The sequence below is a fragment of the Janthinobacterium sp. CG_23.3 genome (genome assembly GCF_046115965.1).
Taxonomy (GTDB): Bacteria; Pseudomonadota; Gammaproteobacteria; order Burkholderiales; family Burkholderiaceae_D; genus Janthinobacterium.
This window is the reverse complement of sequence record NZ_JBJXIB010000108.1, coordinates 1-20,366: the sequence shown is the minus strand read 5'-3', so window position 1 is coordinate 20,366 and position 20,366 is coordinate 1. Positions and strand designations below refer to the sequence as shown.

The following is a 20,366-nucleotide window of genomic DNA, read 5'->3' as shown; positions in this document are numbered from 1 at the left end:
TCGCCCTTCCGCAGTTGCGCTTCACTTCGTTCGCTGTGGTCAGCTCACGGCGGGACTTTCACCCACAAGAGTGCGCCCATGCTGGGCGCACAAAAAAAAGAGCCTTCGTCGAAGGCTCTTTTTTCGTGCTGCATGGCCGCCGCCGGCAAACGCGTCAGCGCGCCGCCACCGCCTTGCCGCGGCCCGAGACGAGGCGCGCGCCCTTCACCAGCAAGCGGTACACCAGGCGCACGAACAGCAGCGCCAGCAGCGCCTCGCCCAGCGTAAGGAAAAAGGCCAGCAGCACCGGCAAGCGCGCGGCGCGGCCGTGGAACTTGGCCAGCGCGCGGTCGCGCGTGATCTCGATGCTGTCGTAAAAGGTCGGCACCACCAGCAAGGTGAGGATGGTCGAGGTGATCGTGCCGCCGATGATGGCGATCGCCAGCGGCCGGTAAAACTCGCCGCCCTCGCCCAGGCCCAGCGCGACCGGGAACATGCCGGCGATCAGCGCAAACGTCGTCATCAGGATGGGCCGCAGGCGCATGCGCCCGGCGTGCATCAGCGCGTCCTCGCGGCCGTAGCCCTCGGCCTCGCGCCGGCGCGCCGCGTCAAGCAGCAGGATGGCGTTTTTCGCGACCAGGCCCATCAACATGATGATGCCGATAAAGCTCATCAAATTGAGCGTGTTGTTGGTCAGCTTGAGCGCCAGTACCACGCCGATCAGGCTCAACGGCAGCGACAGCATCACCGCCACCGGCGCTGTAAACGAGCCGAACTGCATCACCAGGATCAGGTACATCAGGCCGATCCCCATCACCAGCGCGATGAACATCTCGGTGAACAATTCCTTCTGGTCCTGGCCGGCGCCGCCCAGCGCCAGGCCGTAGCCGGGCGGGAACTCGATCGCCTCGGCCAGCTTCATCGCGTCGCTGGTGACCTCGCCGTTCGAGCGCCCCTGGGCGTTGGCCGATACCGTCAAGGTGCGCTTGCCGTTCTTGTGCTCGATCGACGACGGCCCCTTGCCCATCGTGATCGTGGCGATCTGGTCCAGCGGCACCATCTGGTTGGTGCCGGTGACGGCGATCGGCAGGCGCTCGATGTTCTCGGCGCTGGTGCGGTCGTCCGGGTGCAGCCGCACCGCCACGTCGCGCGACTCGCCGGTCGGGTCGACCCAGTCGCCCACCTCGACGCCGGCGAAGGCCACCCGCAGCGACTGCGCGGCGTCGCTGACGGAGATGCCCATTGAATTGGCCAGGCCGCGGTCGAGTTCGATCTGCAACTCGTTTTTCGCGTCCTGCTCGGACAGGCCGACGTCGACCGCGCCCGGCACCAGGCGCAGCTTCTCCATGTAGGCGGCGGTGATTTCGATCAGCTTGCGCGAATCGGGGCCGGTGAACTCGACCTGGATCGGCTTGCGCGCGCCGCCGTTCAAGTCGTCGAGCACGACGTATTCGGCGCCGACCAGCCGGCCCATCTTCTCGCGCAACGCGACCGCCACCACCTTGGCGCTGCGCTCGCGCGTCTGGCGCCTGCCGATGTCGACGTAGATGGTGCCGCCGCTGGCGCTGATGCGGCTGTTGGTGTCCTTGGTTTCCGGCAGCGTGCGCGCCAGTTCGGCGGCCTTCTCCATTTTCAGGCGCGCGTACTCCAGGCTGCTCGACGCCGGCGTGCGCACGTCGATCATCAGGAAACCCTGGTCCGAGGCGGGCAGGAAACTCGAACCGCCGACGGTGGCCTGCATCGCAATGGCGCCGGCGAACGTGGTTACGGCGATCAGCGCCATCCAGCGGCGGTGGTGCAGCGCCCAGGCGATCACGTTGCCGTAGCGGTCGGCCTGGCGGTCGAACCAGTCGTTGAAGTTGGCGAGGACCTTGCTCAGGCCGGTTTTCGGCGCCGTGTGGTGGTCGGCCGGGTCGCCCCAGTAGGCCGACAGCATCGGGTCGAGCGTGAATGAAATGGCCAGGCTGACCAGCACCGAGCACGTCACCGTCAGCGCGAACGGACGGAACCATTCGCCCGAGACGCCCGGCATGAAGGCCACCGGAATGAACACGGCGATGATCGAGAAGGTCGTGGCGGCCACCGCCATGCCGATCTCGGCGGTGCCCTCGAGCGCAGCCTTGCGGCGGTCCGAGCCCATCTGCATGTGCCGCACGATGTTTTCGCGCACCACGATGGCGTCGTCGATCAGCACGCCGATCGCCAGCGACAGCCCGAGCAGGGTCATGAAGTTCAGCGTGAAACCGCACAACCACACCGCGATGAAGGCGGCGATCACCGACGTCGGCAGGCTGAGCGCCGTGATCAGCGTCGAGCGCCAGGAATTGAGGAAGGCGTAGACGACGAAAATGGTCAGCACGGCGCCGAACACCAGCGACTCGATCACATTGTTCAGGCTGCGCTGGGCGTCCTTGCCGCCGTCGCGCGTGACGTCGATGGCGGTGCCCTTGGGCAGCGTCTTGCGGATCTCGTCGGCCAGCTCGCCGGCGCGCTTGGCGACGCTGACGGCGCTGGCCTCGCGGGTGCGGGTGATCGAGATGCCGACGTTGGGCTTGCCGCTGCGGATGCTCACGCCGCTCATTTCGGCGAAGCCGTCCTGGATCGTCGCCACCTGGGCCAGGCGGACGATTTCCTCGCCGCGGCGCTTGACGACGACCTGCTCGAACTCGGCCGGCGACTCGATGCGCCCGACCAGGCGGATGCTCTTCTCGTCGAGTTCGCCGCGCACCTTACCGACCGGCGCGTTGGTGTTCTGGTTGCGCAGCGCCGACACCACGTCGCCGACCGAGACGTTGTATTCGCGCAGCTTGTCGGCGCGCAGCAGCACGCTCAACTCGCGCTTCAGCGCGCCGCTGATGGTGACGACCGAGACGCCGTCGACGGCGCGGAACTTGTCGGCCAGCACGTCCTCGGCGAAGCGCGAAATCTCCGCGTGGCTCTGGCTCGACGACGACAGCGCCAGTTGCAGCACCGGCTGGGCCGACGGGTCGATGCGCTGCAAGATAGGCTCGCGCATCTCGATGGGAAGCTTGTAGCGCACCGCCGCGATGGCGTTGCGCACGTCGTCGGACGCCTCGATCAAATTCTTCTTGAAACTGAACTCGACTTCGAAGGTGGCCGAGCCCTCGCGCGCCTCGGCGTTGACGTTGGCCACGCCGCTGATGCTTTGCAGCGACTTTTCAAGCCGGTTGATGATTTCGCGCTCGACCGTCTCGGGCGAGGCGCCCGGATACGGGATGCTGATGACGATGGCCGGAATTTCCACGTCCGGGTTTTGGTTGACGCGCAGTTTCTTGATCGCCAGCAAACCGAGGCACATCATCGCCAGGATCAGCACGATCGTCGCGACCGGCCGTTTGATACTGAAATCGGACAGGAACATGGCTCAATTCCCCTTGCTGGCAACGGCGGAGGCCGCCGGCGCCGGCTTCGGCGCGGCCAGTTCGACCAGCTGGCCGTCCTTGAAGCTGGCGTTCGGGCTGCGCAACACCGTGTCGCCCTGCGCCAGCCCGGCGCGCACCTCGCGGTAGCCGGTGCGCGGGTCGCGCGCGCCCAGCTCCAGCGCCACCTTGCTCAAGGTCTTGCCCTTCAGGCGCCAGGTATGCGCCTTGTCGCCGACCTGCACCACGGCGACGTCGGGGATCATCAGCGCCGGCACGCTGTCGGCCTCGATGCGGCCCTCGGCGTACAGGCCGGCCACCCGCGGCAGCGTCTTGTCGGCGAAGGCGACCAGCACCTCGACCTGGCGCGTCACGGCGTTGGCGGCCGGGTCGACCCGCTTGACCTGGCCGGTGAAGTCCTGGCCCGGATAGCCGTTGACGCGGAAGCGCACCACCTGGCCGGCCTTGACCACGCCGATTTTGTCGGCCGACACCAGGCCCTCGAAACGCATGCTGGTCGGGTCGATCACCTTGATCAACTCCTTGCCGATCTGCGCGGTGTCGCCGTTCGACACCTTGCGCTCGCTGACGACGCCGTCGAAGGGCGCGCGCACGGCGGTGCGCTGCAACTGCTGGCGCGCCTGCGCGGCGCGGGTGCGCGCCGCGGCCAGCTCGCTTTGCGCGTTGTTGCGGCGGCTTTCGGCGTCGTCCAGCGCCTGCGCCGACACCATGCCCGAGGTACGCAGCGTCTTCAGGCGCTGCAAGTTGCGCTCGGCCTGCTCCAGCGTCTGGCCGGCGGCGCGGCTGCCGGCCTCGGCCGACTGCAGGCTGTCGCGGATCGCCGTCTCGTCCAGGCTCACCAGCACATCGCCGCGCTTGACGACCTCGCCGTTCTCCTTGAGCACCTGCAACACCACGGCCGACACCTCGGCGCGCAGGTCGGCGCGCCGCTCGGGTTGCACCGAACCGGTGATGACGGGGCCGGAAGCGAGCGCGTTGCTTTGAATCGTCAACACATCCTCGGGCGAAATGAGCAGCTTGCGCTCGGCCGCCGCGTCCGCCTTCTTGCCGGCGGCGCCGGCCTTGCCCGGTTCAGTGCCACCCTTGCTACAAGCAGCCAGGGCCGATGCGACCGCGAGCACGAATATGGTTTTGCGCAACATAGAAGACGTCTCCGAAAATTATTGACCTGTAATGCGGACGGAATATTTAATAAAACAGCAAGTGTCAGAGTATCCCGGAGGCGGCGCGGGGCGTCAATCGGCGAGCAGACGGAACGCCAAATTTGGCGCTCGAAACGCGGTTTCGGGGGGATGAAGCGGAGCCGGCGGGGCCGGTCCCGAGTGTGAAGAGGTCGCGCACGCCAAACACCGACCCAAGGCAAAGAGCCGGCGCCAAGGCGGGAAGATCAGGCCCTCAGGGCCTGACGCCGGGGTGACGCACTTGGTTTCAATGATGCCAACGAGGCATTTCAGCCTGGGCGGCTACGCGCCTGCTCAGCCGCGGCCAAGCACGGCGTGGATGCCGTGGGCGATGGCGACGCCGGTGCACAGGCCGCCGATGATTTCCACGACGGTGTGGCCCATGCGCTCGCGCAACCAGACGCGCGCGCCGCCGTCCTTGCCGAGGCGGTTGATCGCCGCCGCGTGCTTGCCGACGTGCTGGCGCAGGCTGTTGGCGTCGATGACGACGATGAAAGCCAGCGTCACGGCGACGCCGAAGGCCGGGTGGCCGATGCCCTCGCGCAGCGCGATCAGCGTGGCCATGCTGGCGACGACGGCGCTATGGTTGCTGGGAAAGCCGCCGTTGCCGACCAGGCCGAACGCCCATTGCCGGGTGCGCACGCTGTTGATGAGGAACTTGATCGGGCCCACCAGGGTCCAGGTTATCAGGGGGGTGGCGAGGTAGGCAATATCCAAAATGATTCCTTATATAGGGTGTGATGGGCCGGTGTGACGGGCCGCGTGGCGCGGGCCGCAATTATCGCAGATAAGGACGCCGCGCTGGCCACCGGCCGCCCGCCCGGGGCGGACCAATGCGCGAGCAATCGGGACAAATGCGCCCAGTTTCGGACAAGTAATATAAAATCAGCATGTCGGATTCAGCAATGCGCCCGCCGCCCCGCCCGCGGCGGCCGGGGCGGCCTCTCCCGTTTGCTCAGCGCGGTTTTTTTCGCAAAGGTTTTCATATGAAACATTTTCGCATTTCTATTATGGTCACGGTCGTGCTGATGGCGGTGGCCGGCTGGTGGGGCTACAGCCACGCCGGCATGGCCGGCCTGTTGCAGGCGCTGTTGATCACCGGCGTGCTCGGCATCATGGAGGTGTCGCTGTCGTTCGACAACGCCGTCGTCAACGCCTCGGTGCTGCGCCACTGGAACGCATTCTGGCAAAAACTCTTCCTCACCGTCGGCATCCTGGTGGCCGTGTTCGGCATGCGGCTGCTGTTCCCGCTCGTCATCGTCTCGGTCGCCACCGGCCTCGGCCTGCTCGACGTCTGGCACATGGCCATCAACACGCCGGCTGAATACTCGCGCCACCTGACCGAGAACCACGCCGAGGTGGCCGCGTTCGGCGGCACCTTCCTGCTGCTGGTGTTCCTCAACTTCCTCTTCGACGAGGAGAAGCAATTGCACTGGCTCGGCTGGATCGAGGAAAAAATGGGCAAGCACGGCAGCGAGGGCCTGGCCATCCTGCTGACGCTGGCGGCGGCCTACGGCTGCGTGCTGATGGTGCCGGAGGCGCGCAAATTGAGCGTGTTCAGCGCCGGCGTGCTCGGCGTGGCCATTTACGTCGCCGTCAACTGGATCAGCGGCCTGCTCGAGGAGGAGGAAGCCGACCCGGTGATCGGCAAAATGATTTCGCGCGGCAGCTTCGGCGGCTTCCTCTACCTCGAGGTGCTGGACGCCTCGTTCAGCTTTGACGGCGTCATCGGCGCCTTCGCCATCACCAACGACGTCGTCGTCATCATGCTCGGCCTGGCCATCGGCGCCATGTTCGTGCGCTCGATGACGGTGTTCCTGGTGCACAAGGGCACCTTGCAGGAATTCGTCTACCTCGAGCACGGCGCCCACTACGCGATCGGCATCCTGGCCTTGATCATGCTCGCCAGCGTCAAGTACCATATTCCCGAATGGTTCACCGGCCTGTCCGGCGTCGCCTTCATCCTGGTGTCGCTGTGGTCGTCGGTGCGGCATAAAAAACAACAGGCCGGCCAGGATTGATATTGTCGCAATCAACCCCACGTTAGTGCAGCACGCGGCGCGCCTGGGCGGCGCCGTGCGCAACAAGCATCCCCGGTGCGGTTATACTTAACAAAAAGGAGTTTTTAATCATGGCAATTAGTCTGCAAAAAGGCGGCAACGTCAACCTGAGCAAGGAAGCGCCGAACCTGAAGAAAATCGTCGTTGGCCTCGGTTGGGACCCGCGCGTCACCGACGGCGCCACCTTCGACCTCGACGGCAGCGCCTTCCTGTTGAAGGCCGACGGCAAGGTGCGCGGCGACGCCGACTTCATTTTCTACAACAACCTGAAATCCACCGACGGCTCGGTCACCCACACCGGCGACAACACCAGCGGCGCCGGCGAGGGCGACGACGAGCGCCTGGTCATCGACCTGGAAAAAGTGCCGGCCGAGATCGAGCGTATCACCGTCGGCGTGACGATCCACGACGCCGAGTCGCGCAACCAGAACTTCGGCATGGTCGGCAAGGCCTTCATCCGATGCATGGACGCCAACGGCGAAAAGGAAATCGCCCGCTACGACCTGTCCGAGGACGGCTCGACCGAAACGGCGATGGTGTTCGGCGAAGTCTACCGCCACAACGGCGAATGGAAATTCAAGGCCATCGGCCAGGGCTTCAAGGGCGGCCTGGGGCCGCTGGCGCGCTCGTACGGGGTCAACGCTTAAACCGGTCCCGCGCTGACGCAGCCGCCTGGATCTAGCTCAGGCGGCTTTTTTTTGGCCACGCCGCCACTTTTTTGGGGAGAACAACATGCCAGTGTTTACCGCCACCGGGGACGTCGATCCCTTCTTGCACGTGCACATGAAGCAGGGCGAGAAAATCTATTGCGAGTCCGACGCCATGGTCATGATGGAAACCGCGCTCGACCTGCGCGGCCGCATGACCGGCGGCATCGGCAGCGCCATCATGCGCCGCTTCGCCAACGGCGAGTCGTTCTTCCAGCAGCACATCGAGGCGCTGCGCGGCGACGGCGACTGCCTGCTGTCGCCGACGCTGCCCGGCGCCATCGAGGTCGTCGACGTCGGCGCGCGCCAGTATCTGATGAACGACGGCGCCTTCGTCGCCGCCACCTCGGGCACCGAAATGAAAGTGCGCACGCAAAGCATCGGCAACGCGCTGTTCGCCCAGTCCGGCGGGTTCTTTGTCATGGAAACCTCGGGCACCGGCCAGGTGGTGGTGTCGGGCTTCGGCTCGATGTTCCAGCTCGACGTGGAAAAGGGCAAGGACGTCGTCATCGACAATGCGCACGTGGTCTGCTGGGACAGCTCGCTGCACTACGAGGTGTCGGTGACCACCGGCGCGGCGGCCGGCGGCGGTATCGGCGGCTTCATCGGCAACATCGTCAACAGCGTCACCAGCGGCGAGGGCATCGTGCTGCGGTTCTCGGGCAGCGGCAAGGTGTATATCTGCTCGCGCAACCGCGACGCCTTCTTGAAATGGGTCGCCAGCGGCAAAGCGGGTTAAGCCAAGCGCGTCGCACCGCACCACCCTGCCCTCGGGCGCCACAACCGAACATATTAGGCTTTACATGCAACGCGTCTGGTTCAACAAAACATTTTCCTCGGTCGGCACGGCCATCAAACTGATACGCGAGGCGGACGGCGCCGGCCGCTACCACGTCATCTGCAGCAACACCAACGCCCACGCGGCCGCCTTCCTGGCCGCCCACGAGTACGCCGTCGAGCCGGCCGGCCTGCTCGGCGAGGCCTACCTCGACTGGTGCCTGGCGTTCTGCCGCGAGCGCGGCGTGACGATTTTCTGGCCCGGCAAGGAAGCCGGCCTGGTCGCGTCGAACAGCGCCCGCTTCGAGGCCCAGGGCACGCGCGTGCTCAGCGTCGCCAGCGCCGAGGTGCTGGCGCTGATGCACGACAAGGCGCGCTTTTGCGCCGGCCTCGACCTGCCGCTGGCGCCGCCGGCGCAATTTCGCGTGGTCGAAAACATCGCCGAGTACGACGCCGCCTACGCCGAGCTGCGCCCGCTGCACCGCAAGCTGTGCATCAAGCCGTCCGAAGGCGTCTACGCGCTCGGCTTCGCCGTCCTCGACGAGGAGCGCAGCACCACGCAACTGCTGCTGGCCGGCGCCGCCTACCAGGTCAACGCCGCCGAGCTGCGCCACGGCTTGGCGCAGCTGGCCACCTTCAAGCCGCTGCTGCTGATGGAATACCTCGACGGCTACGAATACAGCGCCGACTGCGTCGCCGACCACGGCCAACTGGTCTGCGCGGTGCCGCGCAAGAAGCCGCACGCCGGCGGCCAGGGCCAGCTCATCGACGCTAGAACCGACATCCTGCAAGCGTGCGCGCAACTGGCGCGCGACTACCGCTTGAACGGCGTGTTCAACATCCAGTTCCGCGAGGGCCGCAACGGCCTGGCGCTGCTGGAGATCAATCCGCGCATGTCCGGCGGCATCGGCATGGCGTGCGCGGCCGGCCCCAACCTGCCCTACCTGGCGCTGGCCGGCTTCGACCGGGGCTACGCCGGCCTGGCCGTGCCGGCCATCCGCGACGGCCTGCGCGTCGGCGAAGCGGCCGTGGTCGTGGAGCTGCCATGAACTTCGTCACCAAACAAATGCCGACCGGCGAACTGACGCTGAAGGTCGACGAGGCGCGCTTCCCGCTGAACTGGCTGATCGGCTTCGCCGCGCGCGCCAACGCCAAGCGCGGCTTCCTGTTCCTGTCCAAGGTGCTGGGCAAGCACTGGCCGGTGACGCCGCGGGCGATGGACATGATCCACTCCGACCTGGCCGGCCAAATCCCGCCCAGCCTGCCCGGCCCGGTGGTCTTCATCGCCATGGCGGAAACCGCGATCGGCCTCGGCCAGGGCGTCTTCGAAGCCTACCTGCGCGACAACCCGGGCCGCAGCGCGCTGTTCCTGCACAGCTCGCGCTACCGCGTCGGCAGCGTGCCCTTCTTCGAATTCGAGGAATCGCACAGCCACGCGCCGCGCCAGTTCCTGCACCTGTCCGAGCGCGCCGCGCAGCTGTTCGCGCTGGCGCGCAGCCTGGTGCTGGTCGACGACGAGGCCAGCACCGGCAACACCTTCGTCAACCTGGCCGCCGTCTGCCGCGCGCGCAACCCGAACATCGAGCGCATCCACCTGGCCGTCATCACCAACTTCATGGGCCGCGAGGCCAACGCCGAGCTGACCCCGCGCTTCGGCGTGCCGACCACGGTCGGCGCCACGCTGTCGGGCCACTACAGCTTCGTCAACGGCCCGGCGCCGGCGCCGCTGGCCGCGCCGGCCCAGTTGTTCGACGCCGACGCCGAGCGCGGCGCCAGCGCCGCCTTCGGGCGCATCGGCGTCGAGCGCGCGCTGGCGGCGCCGCACGCGCTGGCCGTGCGCCTGGCCCGGGAAATCGGCGCCGGCGAATCGGTGCTGGTACTCGGCACCGGCGAATTCATGCACCCGGCCTTCCTGCTGGCGCGCGAACTCGAGGCGCTCGGCAAGCACGTGCTGGTGCAGTCGACCACCCGCTCGCCGATCCTGTCGTGGGGCTCGGTCGGACATATCGTCAGCTGCCCCGACAATTACGGCGAGGGCATCGCCAACTACCTCTACAATGTCGCGGCGGGCCAGTACCAACACGTCTTCATCTGCCACGAAACCCCGCTGTGCGACGCCCTCACCCAATTGGCCGGCCAGCTCGACGGCCGCCTGTTCCACTTCCAGTCAGAGACCCAAATTGAAGAAATTCCTGTTCGTCGACCTTGACGACACCCTGTTCCAAACCCCGAAAAAATGCGCCGCCGAAGTGGCGCTGGAGCCGGCCGCCTATCTGAAAAACGGCGAGGCGTGCTCGTATACGACGCCGCGCCAGCGCGCCTTCACCGAGTTCGCCAACCGCGAGATGACGCTGATTCCGGCCACCGCGCGCAACGCCGACGCCTTTGGCCGGGTCAAGCTGCCGTTCGCCAGTTACGCCGTGCTGGACTACGGCGGGGTGGTGCTGCAACCGGGCGGCGCGCTCGACGCCGGCTGGCTCGACCTGATGCGCGCCGACATGCACGTGGCGCTGCCCGGCCTGCGCGAGGCGATGGACGTCATCGACGATTTCCAGGTCAAGCTGGGCCGGCCGTCCCGCGCCCGCCTGATCGAGGACTACGCGACGCCGTTCTACATCGTCATCAAGGACCACGAGGCCAACGCCGAGCGGCTCGCCGAGATCGAGATGGAAGTGCTGCGCCCGTGGGTCGACGGCCCCGGCGCCGACTACTTCATCCACCGCAACGGCAACAACCTGGCGCTGCTGCCGCAAACGCTGAACAAGGCGCGCGCGGTGGCCTACCTGCGCGCCGAGCTGGAGGCCGAGCACGGCCCCATCCTCAGCTTCGGCATGGGCGACAGCCGCTCGGACGCGCGCTTCATGGCCGCCTGCGACTACGCCATCATCCCCAACGGCACCCAGCTGGCGGCCCTGACGGTGGCGGCCCTATGACGTTCAGCGGCAGCTACCGCGCCGGGGACGTCAGCTTCCTGCTCAAACCGATCGGCGTCGAACCTATCCTCGACCTGGACGAAAAGGAGCGCCTGATCCAGTCCGGCCGGCGCCACTACAGCGAAATGCTGTCGCCGGAGTCGCTGCCGTCGCCGGCCTACCTGGCGCTGTTCCGCGACGCCTTCGCGGCCAACCGCCAGCGCATGGCGCGCGATTGCCTGCGCCTGGCCGCGCTGATCGCGGCGCGCCGCGACGGCGCCATCACGCTGGTGTCGCTGGCGCGCGCCGGCACCCCGGTCGGCGTCATCCTCGGCCACCTGCTGCGGCGCGTCTTCGGGCGCGAGTGCAGCCACTACTCGGTGTCGATCATCCGCGACCGCGGCGTCGACGAAGTGGCGCTGCGGCACATCCTGCGGCAGGGCCATAGCGCCGAATCGATCGTCTTCATCGACGGCTGGACCGGCAAGGGCGTGATCTCGCGCGAACTGCGCCAGGCCGTCGACGGCTTCAACGCGCGCCACCGCAGCGCCGTCGACGGCGGCCTGTACGTGCTGTGCGACCTGGCCGGCACGGCCGCCTGCGCCGCCTCCGGCGACGACTACCTGATCCCGTCGAGCATTTTGAACGCCACCGTCTCGGGCCTGGTCAGCCGCTCGGTGCTGAACCAGGCGATCGGCCCGGACGACTTCCACGGCTGCGTCTACTACGAGCAGTTCGCCGCCCACGACCAGTCGCGCCAGTTCGCCGACGGCCTGGTCGGCGACGCCGTCGCGCTGGCCGCGGCCGAAGGCGTGCCGGCGGCGCAGGCGCTGGACGCGCGCGCCGCCGCCACCACCTCGGCGGCCTACATGGCGCAGGCGCAGCGGCGCTACGGCATCGACGACGTCAACCTGGTCAAGCCCGGCATCGGCGAAGCGACCCGGGTGCTGCTGCGGCGCGTGCCGCAGCGCCTGATCGTGCGCGACGCCGGCGCGCCGGACGTGGCGCACCTGTGCCTGCTGGCGGCCGAAAAATCGATACCACTAACAATAGATGCAACGCTGCCCTACCAGGCGGCCGCCCTGATCAGGAGCGCAGTCGATGGATAACCCGAGCTACCAGCACAGCGCGCACAAGCCGGCGCTGGGCGCCTCGCTGTACGTGCCGAGCACCCACAAGGACTTGCTGGCGATCGCCAACGGCGACAAGCTGGAGCACCTGCGCTCGCTGATCCTGTGCACCGAGGACGCGGTCGCCGAGCGCGACCTGAGCTACGCGCTGTTCAACTTGTCGCTGGCGCTGCAAAACATGGGCGAGGAATCGGACTCGCTGCGCTTCGTGCGCGTGCGCAACCCCGAAGTGATGGCGCGCGTGCTGGCGATGCCGGGCGCGCACAAGCTGACCGGCTTCGTGCTGCCGAAAACCACCCGCCACAACTTCGAGCAGTATTTCGCCCAGGTGCGCCACACCCAGCACCTGTTGATGCCGACGCTGGAAACGGCCGAGGTCTTCGACGACGAGGAAATGAAGCTGTTTTGCCGCTGCCTGAGCGCGCCGCAGGTGCGCCCGCGCATCCTGGCGCTGCGCATCGGCGGCAACGACCTGCTGGCGCTGCTGGGGCTGCGCCGCCCCACCAGCGGCACCATCTACCAGACCCCGCTGGGGCAGGTGATCGGCCGGCTGATCACCACGTTCCGGCCGCACGGCATCCCGCTCACCGCGCCGGTGTTCGAGCACTTGTCGCAGGGCGCCTGGCTGGACGCCGAGGTGGCGCAGGACCTGGCCCACGGCATGATAGCCAAAACCGCGATCCATCCCGACCAGGTGCCGCACATCGAGCGCCACTACCAGGTGGCGCAATCGGACATCGAACTGGCGCTGCGCATCATCGACCCGGACAGCCCGGCGGTGTTCCGCATGCAGGAATCGATGTGCGAAGTGGCCACCCACAGCAGCTGGGCGCAGCAAATCATCGAACAGGCGCGCCTGTTCGGCATCCGCCACGCTAATGATAGTATAGGCAATATTGGCAACCACGCCAGCCAGGGCCAGAGCCACGACGGCGGCGCCGGCCCGGAGGCCGCGCCGCACGGCCAGCCGCAGACACCGACCACACAAGGGAGTGTACGACCATGAGCAATTTCAACCGAGGACAAAAAGGCAAGCTGGCCGAACTGGGCCTGGGCGACGCCTTCGCCGCCACGCTGCAGATCGCCGCCGGCGCCATCGACGTCGACGTCAGCTGCTTCGGGCTGGACGCCAACGGCCAACTGTCGGACGACCGCTATATGGTCTTCTTCAACCAGAAGAGCGCGCCGGACAACGCGGTGACGCTGCAACTGGGCGAGGCCGGCAAGGCCGTGTTCCAGCTCGACCTGGCGCGCCTGCCGGCCAGCATCGACAAGCTGGTGTTTACCGCCGCCAGCGACCAGGGCAGCATGCGCGCGCTGGGCCCGTCCTCGCTGACGCTGGGCCAGGGCAACCTGAGCTTCGCCTTTTCCGGCGCCGACTTCGTCGACGAGAAAGCCGTCATCGTCGGCGAAATCTACCGGCGCGACGGCGCCTGGCGCTTCGGCGCCGTCGGCCAGGGCTTCTCCGGCGGCCTGGCGGCGCTGCTGAAACACTTCGGCGGCAGCGAAGCGACGTCGACACCGGCGCCCGCTCCCGCTCCCGCCGCGGCTCCGGCACCGGCGGCCGCGCCCGCGCCCGAGGCGAAAAAAATCTCGCTATCGAAAATCCGGCTGGAAAAGACCGGCGACAAAATTTCGCTCGACAAGCGCGACAGCCAGGGCTACGGCCGCATCCGCGTCAACCTGAACTGGAACCGCGGCGGCACGGCGGCGACGCCGGCGAAAGCCGAGCCGGCCGGCTTCATGGGCAAACTGTTTAGCAAAGTGGGCGGCGGCGGCGCCAACGGCGTCGACCTCGACATCGGCTGCCTGTTTGAAATGAGCGACGGCGCCAAAAGCGCGGTGCAAGCGCTGGGCAACACCTGGGGCGCCTACGACCAGCCGCCCTACATCCACCTGGAGGCGGACGACCGCACCGGCACCGTCAGCACCGGCGAAAACCTGTTCATCAACGGCGTCCACTTCGACCGCATCAAGCGCGTGCTGATCTACTCCTTCATCTACCAGGGCGTGCCGAACTGGGCCGCGACGGACGCCATGGTGAGCATCGAGATTCCGGGCCAGCCGTCGGTCGAAGTCAAACTCGACAGCGACAGCCGGCACATGATGTGCGCCATCGCCATGCTGGAGAACAAGGGCGGCAACCTGCAAGTGACCAAGCTGGTGGAGTACTTCGGCGGCGAAGGCAAGAAAACCGCCCACCAACTGATGGACGAACGCTACGGCTTCGGCCTGAACTGGTCGGCCGGCCGCAAAGACTAAGCATCCCATAAAAAGGCAGACCATGACCACCAGCAAACGCATCACGTTCACCCTGATCGGCGTCGCCGCCGCCGCGCTGGCGCTGTTCTGCGCCTACACCTGGATCGCGCTCAGCGTGACCTATTCGGAAGGCGAGCGCGCCGGCTTCCTGCAGAAATTCTCCAAACGGGGCTGGGTCTGCAAGACCTGGGAAGGCGAAATCATGCTGACGACGCTGCCGGGCGCGGTGCCGGAAAAATTCCAGTTCAGCGTGCGCGACGACGCCGTGGCCAAGCAATTCCTGGCCGCGACCGGCCAACGCGTGCTGCTCAGCTACGCCCAGCACAAAGGCGTCCCGACCGACTGCTTCGGCGAAACCGAATACTACGCCGAAAAAGTCCACATAGTCCCATAACGAGACCCAGGTGGCATTAAGTTGGCGCGTCGTAGGGCGTTTTTAACGCGCTTGCCAGTCGTGGCTGGAGGCTTCGCTTGACTGGGTCAGGCGCGCGATCATTTCGCGGGCGATCATTTCGGATTGGGCGCGCTCGGTTTTGGCGCGCGCGGCGGCGATGGCGGACGAAAAATCGCCCTCCTCCACGCGCTGGCTGGCCACGTGCTCGGCTTGCAGCTTTTCCTGCAGCTCCGCCAGGGCCTGTTCTTCCGCTTGCAGGCGGCGGCTTTCCAGCGCCAGCAGTTGTTGTTTCGCCGCGGCCATCGCGCGGGTCGCGTCGGCCACCTTGCGTTGCAGCGCGGCGTGTTCTTGCGCGCCGGCCAGCAGGATTTTCTGCGCTTCGCATTTCTCGACGCTAGCCTGGTACGCGTCCTGTTCGGCCAGTTCGCGCTGGCGCTCGGCCTCGGCGTTTTCCCGCTCGACCAGCGCGCGCGCCGCCGCTTGCGCCGCCGCGTTCCTTTCCGCTTCGACGCGGGCGGCGATCGCTTGCAGCGTGCGCTCTTCGGCCGCGCTGGTCTGGCGCTGCAGCAGCAAATGCTCTTCCTTCAGCGCCAGCGTCTGGCGTTCGGCCTGCACGAAGGCCTGTTGCGAGGCCAGCAGCGCTTGTTCCGACGCCAGCAGGGCCGCCGCCGTTTGCGCCTTGTCCTGTTCGGCGCGGGTGCGTTCGCCATGCACCTGGCCCAGCTCGACCGCCAGCTTGGCATGGGCCTGGGCCGCTTGCGCCGCCAATGCCTTTTGTTCCGCCTCGATAGCGCTCTGCTCGGCGATCACCCGCGCCGCGGCCGCTTGCTTGTCGGCCGCCTCTTGCAGGCGCATTTCGGCGTCCTGCTGCGCGCGCAGCGCCTGTACCGCGTCCTGTTCGGACTGGATGCGCGCCTGCGCGGCGGCCGCGGCCACCTGTTCGGCGTCGAGCCGCTCGTTCATGCTGGCCAGCGCCAGGTGTTCGGCGGCGCCGCGTTCGCGCTCGGCCGCCAGCAGGCGCACGGCCTGCGCGGCTTTTTGCTGCGCCAGCGCGGCGTTCGCGCCGCTCTCTTCAACTTGGGCGGCGATGGCCAGCACTTCGGTTTGCGCCGCCGCGTTTTGGCTTGCCGCCAGTTCGACGCCGGCGCGCGCCAGGCTCTCGCGCTCCTGCGCCAGGCGGGTGGCGCGCTGCCGCTCGTCGAGTTCCTGCACGGCGGCGGCGGCGGCGGCGGCTTCGGCGGCCTGCAGCAGGCGCGCCTGTTCCATCGCGTTGGCCTCGGCCTCGACTTTGGCGTGGCCCTGGATTTCGGCTTCCTGCTCGGCGGCGACGCGCGCCAGCGCCACCGCGCGCAACTGGCGGTCCACTTCGATGCGCGCCTCGGTCGCGGCCAGGATGCGCAGGTCGGCGTCGCGGCGCGCTTCGGCGCTGGCGGCGGCCACCATTTCCAGGCGCTCGCGGTGGATCGCCGCGTCGCGCACTTCTTTTTCCGTTTGCAGGCGCAGGCGCAGCGATTGCGCGGCGTGGCGTTCCGATTCGGCCTGGGCCAGCGCGATCGCCTCGCGTTCCTGTTCCAGGTGGGCCAGCGCGCGCGCCTCTTCCAGCGCGCGCACTTCGGCGGCGGCGCGGTTGAAGGCCGACTCCAGGGCGACCTGGTCGGCGCGTTCGCGCTGCATGGTCAATTCGAGCGCCTCATTTTCGGCCTGGGCCAGCATCTGCGCGGTCTGCCGCGCGCCGTAGGCGTGCCGCTCGCGCTCGCGCGCCAGCACCGCCAGGCGCGCGTCGGCCGAGGCGATGCCGACCATTTCCTCTTTCGCCGCCTGTACCGCGGCGACCCGCTCGACCGCTTGCAGGCGGGTCTGCTCGGTTTGCACTTGCAGCTCGTCGGCGGCGCGCGCGGCCTGCTCGGCCAACGCCGACTCGGCGGCGTTCTGCTCGCTGGCGCGGCGGCGGTTTTCCTGTTCGGCCTTGGCGCGCTGCTCGGCGGCCAGGCGGATCTGCGTGTCCGATTCGACGCGGGCGCGCAGTTCGGCGGTTTCCTGCCTGACCGCTTCGAGCCGGGCCTCGCTGGCCTGGGCCGCCGCGCGCATGGTTTCCAGGCGGTCGCGGTTGGCGGCGATCGATTCCTCGGCGGCCCGGGCGTTTTGTTGGGCGGCGGCGGCGGCGGCGCTGTCGATGGCGGCGCGGTCCTCGGCCAGCACGCGCACGCGCGCTTCGGCCATGGCCCGGCTTTCGGCGGCGCAGGTGGCTTTGGCCTCGGCTTCGACGCGGGCGATCGCTTCGTGGATCGCCTTCATTTCCATTTGCGCGCGCCCGGGCGCGGCGGCCGGGGCCGCTTCGGCGGCGGCGGGCAAGGCGGCCGGCTCGGCCTCATGCAGCGGGCAGTCCAGCACCATGTCGTCCTGCGCGTCGCTGGACGAGTATGCGACGGTGAGTGTGGCGCCTTGGCGATCTGCCTGTTGTGCTTGCATGAGTTTCTCGCTGTGTTGGTGTGTTCCGTGGTGTTGCCGGAATTTCTTAACTCCTATTATGGCTGCGCGGCGGCGCCGGCGGAATGGCAAGCAGAAAGGGGTTTACCGCTCATTTCGGCTGTTTGGCGGCCGAATCCGACGCCGGCCCTCTGCCGACGCCAGCCGGGTTACGCCGTTCCGGCTAACCCGATCTACGAAAATCACGCTGCCTTGACGGCTTAGACCGGCCAGAGCGGCGCTTCGTCCATCAGCGCGATCTGTTCGCGCAGTTCGAGGATGCGGTCTTGCCAGTAGCGCTGGGTGTTGAACCACGGGAAGGCGACCGGGAAGGCCGGGTCGTCCCAGCGCCGCGCCAGCCAGGCCGAGTAGTGGATCAGGCGCAGCGTGCGCAGCGCCTCGACCAGGTACAACTGGCGCGGGTCGAAGTCGCAGAAGTCTTCATAGCCGGCCAGGATGTCGCCCATCTGGCGCACCATGTCGCCGCGCTCGCCCGACAGCATCATCCACAGGTCCTGTACCGCCGGCCCCATGCGGCTGTCGTCGAAGTCGACGAAATGCGGGCCGGCGTCGGTCCACAGCACGTTGCCGCCGTGGCAGTCGCCGTGCAGGCGCAGCGGCGCGATGTGGCCGGCCCGCTCGTAGCAGCGCTGCACGCCGTCGAGCGCCTGCTGGGCCACGCTGGAGTAAGCGGCCAGCAATTCCGGCGGGATGAAATCGTTCGCCAGCAGGAAGTCGCGCGGCTCGACGCCGAAGCTGGCCGGGTCCAGCGCCGGCCGCTCGCGAAACGGCGCCAGCGCGCCAACCGCGTGGATACGCCCGATGAAGCGGCCGATCCACTCGCGCGTGGCCGGGTCTTCCAGCTCCGGCGCGCGGCCGCCGTGCTTGCTGAACACGGCGAAGCGGAAGCCCTTGAATTCGTGCAGGGTGCGGCCGTCGATGGCCAGCGCCGGCACCACCGGGATTTCGCGTTCGACCAGCTCGGCCACAAAGGCGTGCTCTTCGAGGATGGCGGCGTCGCTCCAGCGCGCCGGCCGGTAGAACTTGGCCACCAGCGGCTGGGCGTCCTCGATGCCGACCTGGTAGACCCGGTTTTCGTAGCTGTTCAGCGCCAGCAGACGGCCGTCGCCGCGCAGGCCGACGCTGTCGAGCGCGTCGAGCACGCAATCCGGGCTCAGTTCGGAGAAAGGGTGGACGGCTCTGGCGTCGTCGGGCGGCTGGTTTTCGGTGTGCATGGACGTTATTGTACGGCCCATCGCGCGCGTCCGAGCAAACTCCCGAGCGAAAGCCGGTCACAGGGCGTATACTGTCGGCTTCCCCTAAGAAAGAGCACGCCATGCAACTCGACCAGCCATTATCCGAAAAAGAATTCGACGAACTAGACCAATTCCTGTTGTCCGAGCGTAGCTCCGACGATGCGATGACGATGGACATCCTGCACGGCTACCTGACCGCCATCGCGATCGGACCGGAAAGCATCATGCCGGCCGAGTGGTTGCCGCGCGTCTGGGGCGAGGACGGCAAGGCCGCGCCGAAGTTCAAGAATCCCAAGGAAGAGGAACGCATCGTCAACCTGATCATGCGCTTCATGAACGAGGTGCTGGTGACGTTTGAAGTGGCGCCGAAGGAATTCGAGCCGCTGTTCGTCGAGCACGAGCACGAAGGCCAGACCCTGATCGACGCCGAGGCCTGGTGCTGGGGTTTCTGGGAAGGCATGGAGTTGCGCGCCGGTTCGTGGGACGAAATCTGGGAGTCCGAGCTGGCGCCGCTGATGCAGCCGATCTACCTGCTGGGCGCCGACGAGATCGAGGAAGAGGAACTGCAACTGGTCGAAGACCCGGTCAAGGCGCACAAGCTGGCCGTGGCGCTGGAGGCGAACCTGCCCGAGATCTTCCGTTTCTGGGTGCCGCGCCGCAAATCCGCGGTGCAGACGCTCAAGCGCGACGAGCCGAAAGTGGGCCGCAACGACGATTGCCCTTGCGGCAGCGGCAAGAAGTTCAAGAAGTGCTGCGGCGCCGAAGCGGCCGCCGAGCCGGCAGCCGAGTAAGCCAAGGCGGCAAGCCTGCCGCCCGCCGCCACACCTGCCCGCGCCACCGCCGCGCCGGCCGCACCAAGCGGCGGCGCGGCCGGCGCCCGCGCTCCGCCCCTCCCCGTACGCCGCCCATTCTCGTGCAACGCCAGTCTGCCACGGCGACGCAAGAATAAATTTCAAATAAATAATTATTTTCTTGCATCTTTCTTAAGGTGGACGTACATTCAAGTTGTCTTAATTGAATTGTCAATTAAAACATCTTGCCTTGTTAACCCACGTCTAGAGGAGTTGATCTTGCATATGTCTTCCCTGTCCCTGAAAACCCTGTCCCTCGCCGTTTTACTGATGGCTGCCAGCGCGGCGCAAGCCGATATCACCGTGTACACGAACCAGTCGGCCTATCTGGCCGCCGTCGGCAACACCGGCGTCGATTCCTACGACGACCTGCCGATCGACTCGGTCGACGGTCCGCTGGCGCGCACGGCCGGCGCCTACAACTACGTCGCCAGCTCGGGGCCGGCGTCGCCGATACTGTACGGCGCCGGTGAAGGCGGCGACAATTGGTTGACCGCCAACGCCCGCCGCGACACCATCACCTTCGACGGCTTCTCCAGCGGCGTGCGCGGCGTCGGCGGTTTCTTCTTCGGCTCGAACCTGTTTGGCGACTACACGTACAGCGACACCATCACGCTGACCGCCACCGACGCGCAGGGCCATTTCGTCAGCTACGATCTGGACGTCCCCGACCGCTCCTCGTTCCTCGGCTTTGTCTCAACCGACGACTTCACGCAAGTGACGCTGGCGGCCGGAGACCAGCCAGGCGTCTGGGCCACCGCCAACGACCTGCACCTGTCGGTGTCGGCCGTACCGGAACCAGGCACCTACGCGATGCTGCTGGCCGGCCTCGGCCTGCTAGGCTTTATGTCGCGCCGCCGCACAGTCTAAACCTCCCTAGCGGGGGGGGGGGGTGGGGGGGGGGGGGGGGGGGGTGTCCGCGTCCCCAGTTCCCATTCCTGTCTGGGGGTGGTGTGTGGGGGAAGGGCAATAAGGAAAGGGAGGGGGAGA

At 67.2% G+C, this 20,366-nt stretch carries 17 protein-coding genes; 12 read left to right on the top strand and 5 right to left on the bottom strand.

Features of this window, described 5'->3' with window-relative positions; translation table 11 throughout:
• Positions 1-154 precede the first annotated feature (154 nt).
• The 3 genes from ACFDR9_RS21160 to ACFDR9_RS21150 form a co-directional block, all read right to left on the bottom strand.
• Positions 155-3,361, bottom strand: a complete 3,207-nt coding sequence (locus ACFDR9_RS21160; RefSeq protein WP_409032249.1) for an efflux RND transporter permease subunit — start codon at positions 3,359-3,361, stop codon at positions 155-157.
• 3 nt (positions 3,362-3,364) lie between these two features.
• Complete coding sequence (locus ACFDR9_RS21155; protein ID WP_409032248.1) at positions 3,365-4,522, bottom strand: efflux RND transporter periplasmic adaptor subunit; 1,158 nt, start codon at positions 4,520-4,522, stop codon at positions 3,365-3,367.
• 333 nt (positions 4,523-4,855) lie between these two features.
• On the bottom strand, positions 4,856-5,278 hold the full coding sequence (locus ACFDR9_RS21150; RefSeq protein WP_409032247.1) for a divergent PAP2 family protein: 423 nt from the start codon (positions 5,276-5,278) through the stop codon (positions 4,856-4,858).
• 269 nt (positions 5,279-5,547) lie between these two features.
• Here ACFDR9_RS21150 and ACFDR9_RS21145 point away from each other — a divergent pair, with 269 nt between their 5' ends.
• The 10 genes from ACFDR9_RS21145 (at position 5,548) to ACFDR9_RS21100 (ending at position 14,803) form a co-directional block, all read left to right on the top strand.
• Entirely contained in the window at positions 5,548-6,582 is a 1,035-nt protein-coding gene (locus tag ACFDR9_RS21145) for a DUF475 domain-containing protein (protein ID WP_409032246.1), read from the top strand.
• Positions 6,583-6,692: 110 nt separating this feature from the next.
• Positions 6,693-7,268, top strand: coding sequence for a TerD family protein (locus ACFDR9_RS21140; protein ID WP_409032245.1), 576 nt, complete (start codon positions 6,693-6,695; stop codon positions 7,266-7,268).
• Between the two features lie 85 nt (positions 7,269-7,353).
• Positions 7,354-8,067 carry a TIGR00266 family protein gene (locus tag ACFDR9_RS21135; RefSeq protein WP_017876785.1) on the top strand — a complete coding sequence of 238 codons (714 nt, stop codon included), beginning with the start codon at positions 7,354-7,356 and terminating at the stop codon, positions 8,065-8,067.
• A gap of 64 nt (positions 8,068-8,131) precedes the next feature.
• The gene (locus ACFDR9_RS21130) at positions 8,132-9,154 is read left to right on the top strand and encodes an ATP-grasp domain-containing protein (protein ID WP_409032244.1); all 1,023 of its coding nucleotides are present in this window, start codon (positions 8,132-8,134) and stop codon (positions 9,152-9,154) included.
• Positions 9,151-10,314, top strand: coding sequence for a phosphoribosyltransferase domain-containing protein (locus ACFDR9_RS21125; RefSeq protein WP_017876787.1), 1,164 nt, complete (start codon positions 9,151-9,153; stop codon positions 10,312-10,314). The genes ACFDR9_RS21130 and ACFDR9_RS21125 overlap by 4 nt, the downstream gene beginning before the upstream one ends.
• Positions 10,286-11,038, top strand: a complete 753-nt coding sequence (locus ACFDR9_RS21120; protein ID WP_017876788.1) for a hypothetical protein — start codon at positions 10,286-10,288, stop codon at positions 11,036-11,038. The genes ACFDR9_RS21125 and ACFDR9_RS21120 overlap by 29 nt, the downstream gene beginning before the upstream one ends.
• Entirely contained in the window at positions 11,035-12,126 is a 1,092-nt protein-coding gene (locus ACFDR9_RS21115) for a cysteine protease StiP family protein (protein ID WP_409032243.1), read from the top strand. The genes ACFDR9_RS21120 and ACFDR9_RS21115 overlap by 4 nt, the downstream gene beginning before the upstream one ends.
• A complete protein-coding gene (locus ACFDR9_RS21110) occupies positions 12,119-13,153 on the top strand; it encodes an HpcH/HpaI aldolase/citrate lyase family protein (RefSeq protein WP_409032242.1) in 1,035 nt (344 codons plus the stop codon). The genes ACFDR9_RS21115 and ACFDR9_RS21110 overlap by 8 nt, the downstream gene beginning before the upstream one ends.
• Positions 13,150-14,409 carry a TerD family protein gene (locus tag ACFDR9_RS21105; RefSeq protein WP_409032241.1) on the top strand — a complete coding sequence of 420 codons (1,260 nt, stop codon included), beginning with the start codon at positions 13,150-13,152 and terminating at the stop codon, positions 14,407-14,409. The genes ACFDR9_RS21110 and ACFDR9_RS21105 overlap by 4 nt, the downstream gene beginning before the upstream one ends.
• A gap of 22 nt (positions 14,410-14,431) precedes the next feature.
• Positions 14,432-14,803, top strand: coding sequence for a hypothetical protein (locus tag ACFDR9_RS21100; protein ID WP_017876792.1), 372 nt, complete (start codon positions 14,432-14,434; stop codon positions 14,801-14,803).
• 42 nt (positions 14,804-14,845) lie between these two features.
• On the opposite strand, the gene ACFDR9_RS21095 is transcribed toward ACFDR9_RS21100, so the two are convergent.
• Together ACFDR9_RS21095 and ACFDR9_RS21090 are read right to left on the bottom strand one after the other, a co-directional pair.
• Positions 14,846-17,197, bottom strand: a complete 2,352-nt coding sequence (locus ACFDR9_RS21095) for a hypothetical protein (protein ID WP_409032250.1) — start codon at positions 17,195-17,197, stop codon at positions 14,846-14,848.
• A gap of 293 nt (positions 17,198-17,490) precedes the next feature.
• Entirely contained in the window at positions 17,491-18,504 is a 1,014-nt protein-coding gene (locus ACFDR9_RS21090; protein WP_017876794.1) for a serine/threonine protein kinase, read from the bottom strand.
• Between the two features lie 101 nt (positions 18,505-18,605).
• On the opposite strand from ACFDR9_RS21090, the gene ACFDR9_RS21085 reads away from it, so the two are divergent.
• Together ACFDR9_RS21085 and ACFDR9_RS21080 are read left to right on the top strand one after the other, a co-directional pair.
• Complete coding sequence (locus ACFDR9_RS21085; RefSeq protein WP_017876795.1) at positions 18,606-19,316, top strand: UPF0149 family protein; 711 nt, start codon at positions 18,606-18,608, stop codon at positions 19,314-19,316.
• Between the two features lie 273 nt (positions 19,317-19,589).
• Positions 19,590-20,246: a PEP-CTERM sorting domain-containing protein gene (locus ACFDR9_RS21080; RefSeq protein WP_409032240.1), complete on the top strand. Its 657-nt coding sequence runs from the start codon at positions 19,590-19,592 to the stop codon at positions 20,244-20,246.
• Positions 20,247-20,366 lie beyond the last annotated feature (120 nt).

Coding starts and splice junctions, on each gene's coding strand:
- ACFDR9_RS21140 (WP_409032245.1), top strand. CDS start 6,693: ATGGCAATTAGTCTGCAAAAAGGCGGCAACGTCAACCTGAGCAAGGAA.
- ACFDR9_RS21130 (WP_409032244.1), top strand. CDS start 8,132: ATGCAACGCGTCTGGTTCAACAAAACATTTTCCTCGGTCGGCACGGCC.
- ACFDR9_RS21090 (WP_017876794.1), bottom strand. CDS start 18,504: ATGCACACCGAAAACCAGCCGCCCGACGACGCCAGAGCCGTCCACCCT.
- ACFDR9_RS21160 (WP_409032249.1), bottom strand. CDS start 3,361: ATGTTCCTGTCCGATTTCAGTATCAAACGGCCGGTCGCGACGATCGTG.
- ACFDR9_RS21105 (WP_409032241.1), top strand. CDS start 13,150: ATGAGCAATTTCAACCGAGGACAAAAAGGCAAGCTGGCCGAACTGGGC.
- ACFDR9_RS21095 (WP_409032250.1), bottom strand. CDS start 17,197: ATGGTGCTGGACTGCCCGCTGCATGAGGCCGAGCCGGCCGCCTTGCCC.
- ACFDR9_RS21110 (WP_409032242.1), top strand. CDS start 12,119: ATGGATAACCCGAGCTACCAGCACAGCGCGCACAAGCCGGCGCTGGGC.
- ACFDR9_RS21125 (WP_017876787.1), top strand. CDS start 9,151: ATGAACTTCGTCACCAAACAAATGCCGACCGGCGAACTGACGCTGAAG.
- ACFDR9_RS21135 (WP_017876785.1), top strand. CDS start 7,354: ATGCCAGTGTTTACCGCCACCGGGGACGTCGATCCCTTCTTGCACGTG.
- ACFDR9_RS21115 (WP_409032243.1), top strand. CDS start 11,035: ATGACGTTCAGCGGCAGCTACCGCGCCGGGGACGTCAGCTTCCTGCTC.
- ACFDR9_RS21100 (WP_017876792.1), top strand. CDS start 14,432: ATGACCACCAGCAAACGCATCACGTTCACCCTGATCGGCGTCGCCGCC.
- ACFDR9_RS21085 (WP_017876795.1), top strand. CDS start 18,606: ATGCAACTCGACCAGCCATTATCCGAAAAAGAATTCGACGAACTAGAC.
- ACFDR9_RS21145 (WP_409032246.1), top strand. CDS start 5,548: ATGAAACATTTTCGCATTTCTATTATGGTCACGGTCGTGCTGATGGCG.
- ACFDR9_RS21155 (WP_409032248.1), bottom strand. CDS start 4,522: ATGTTGCGCAAAACCATATTCGTGCTCGCGGTCGCATCGGCCCTGGCT.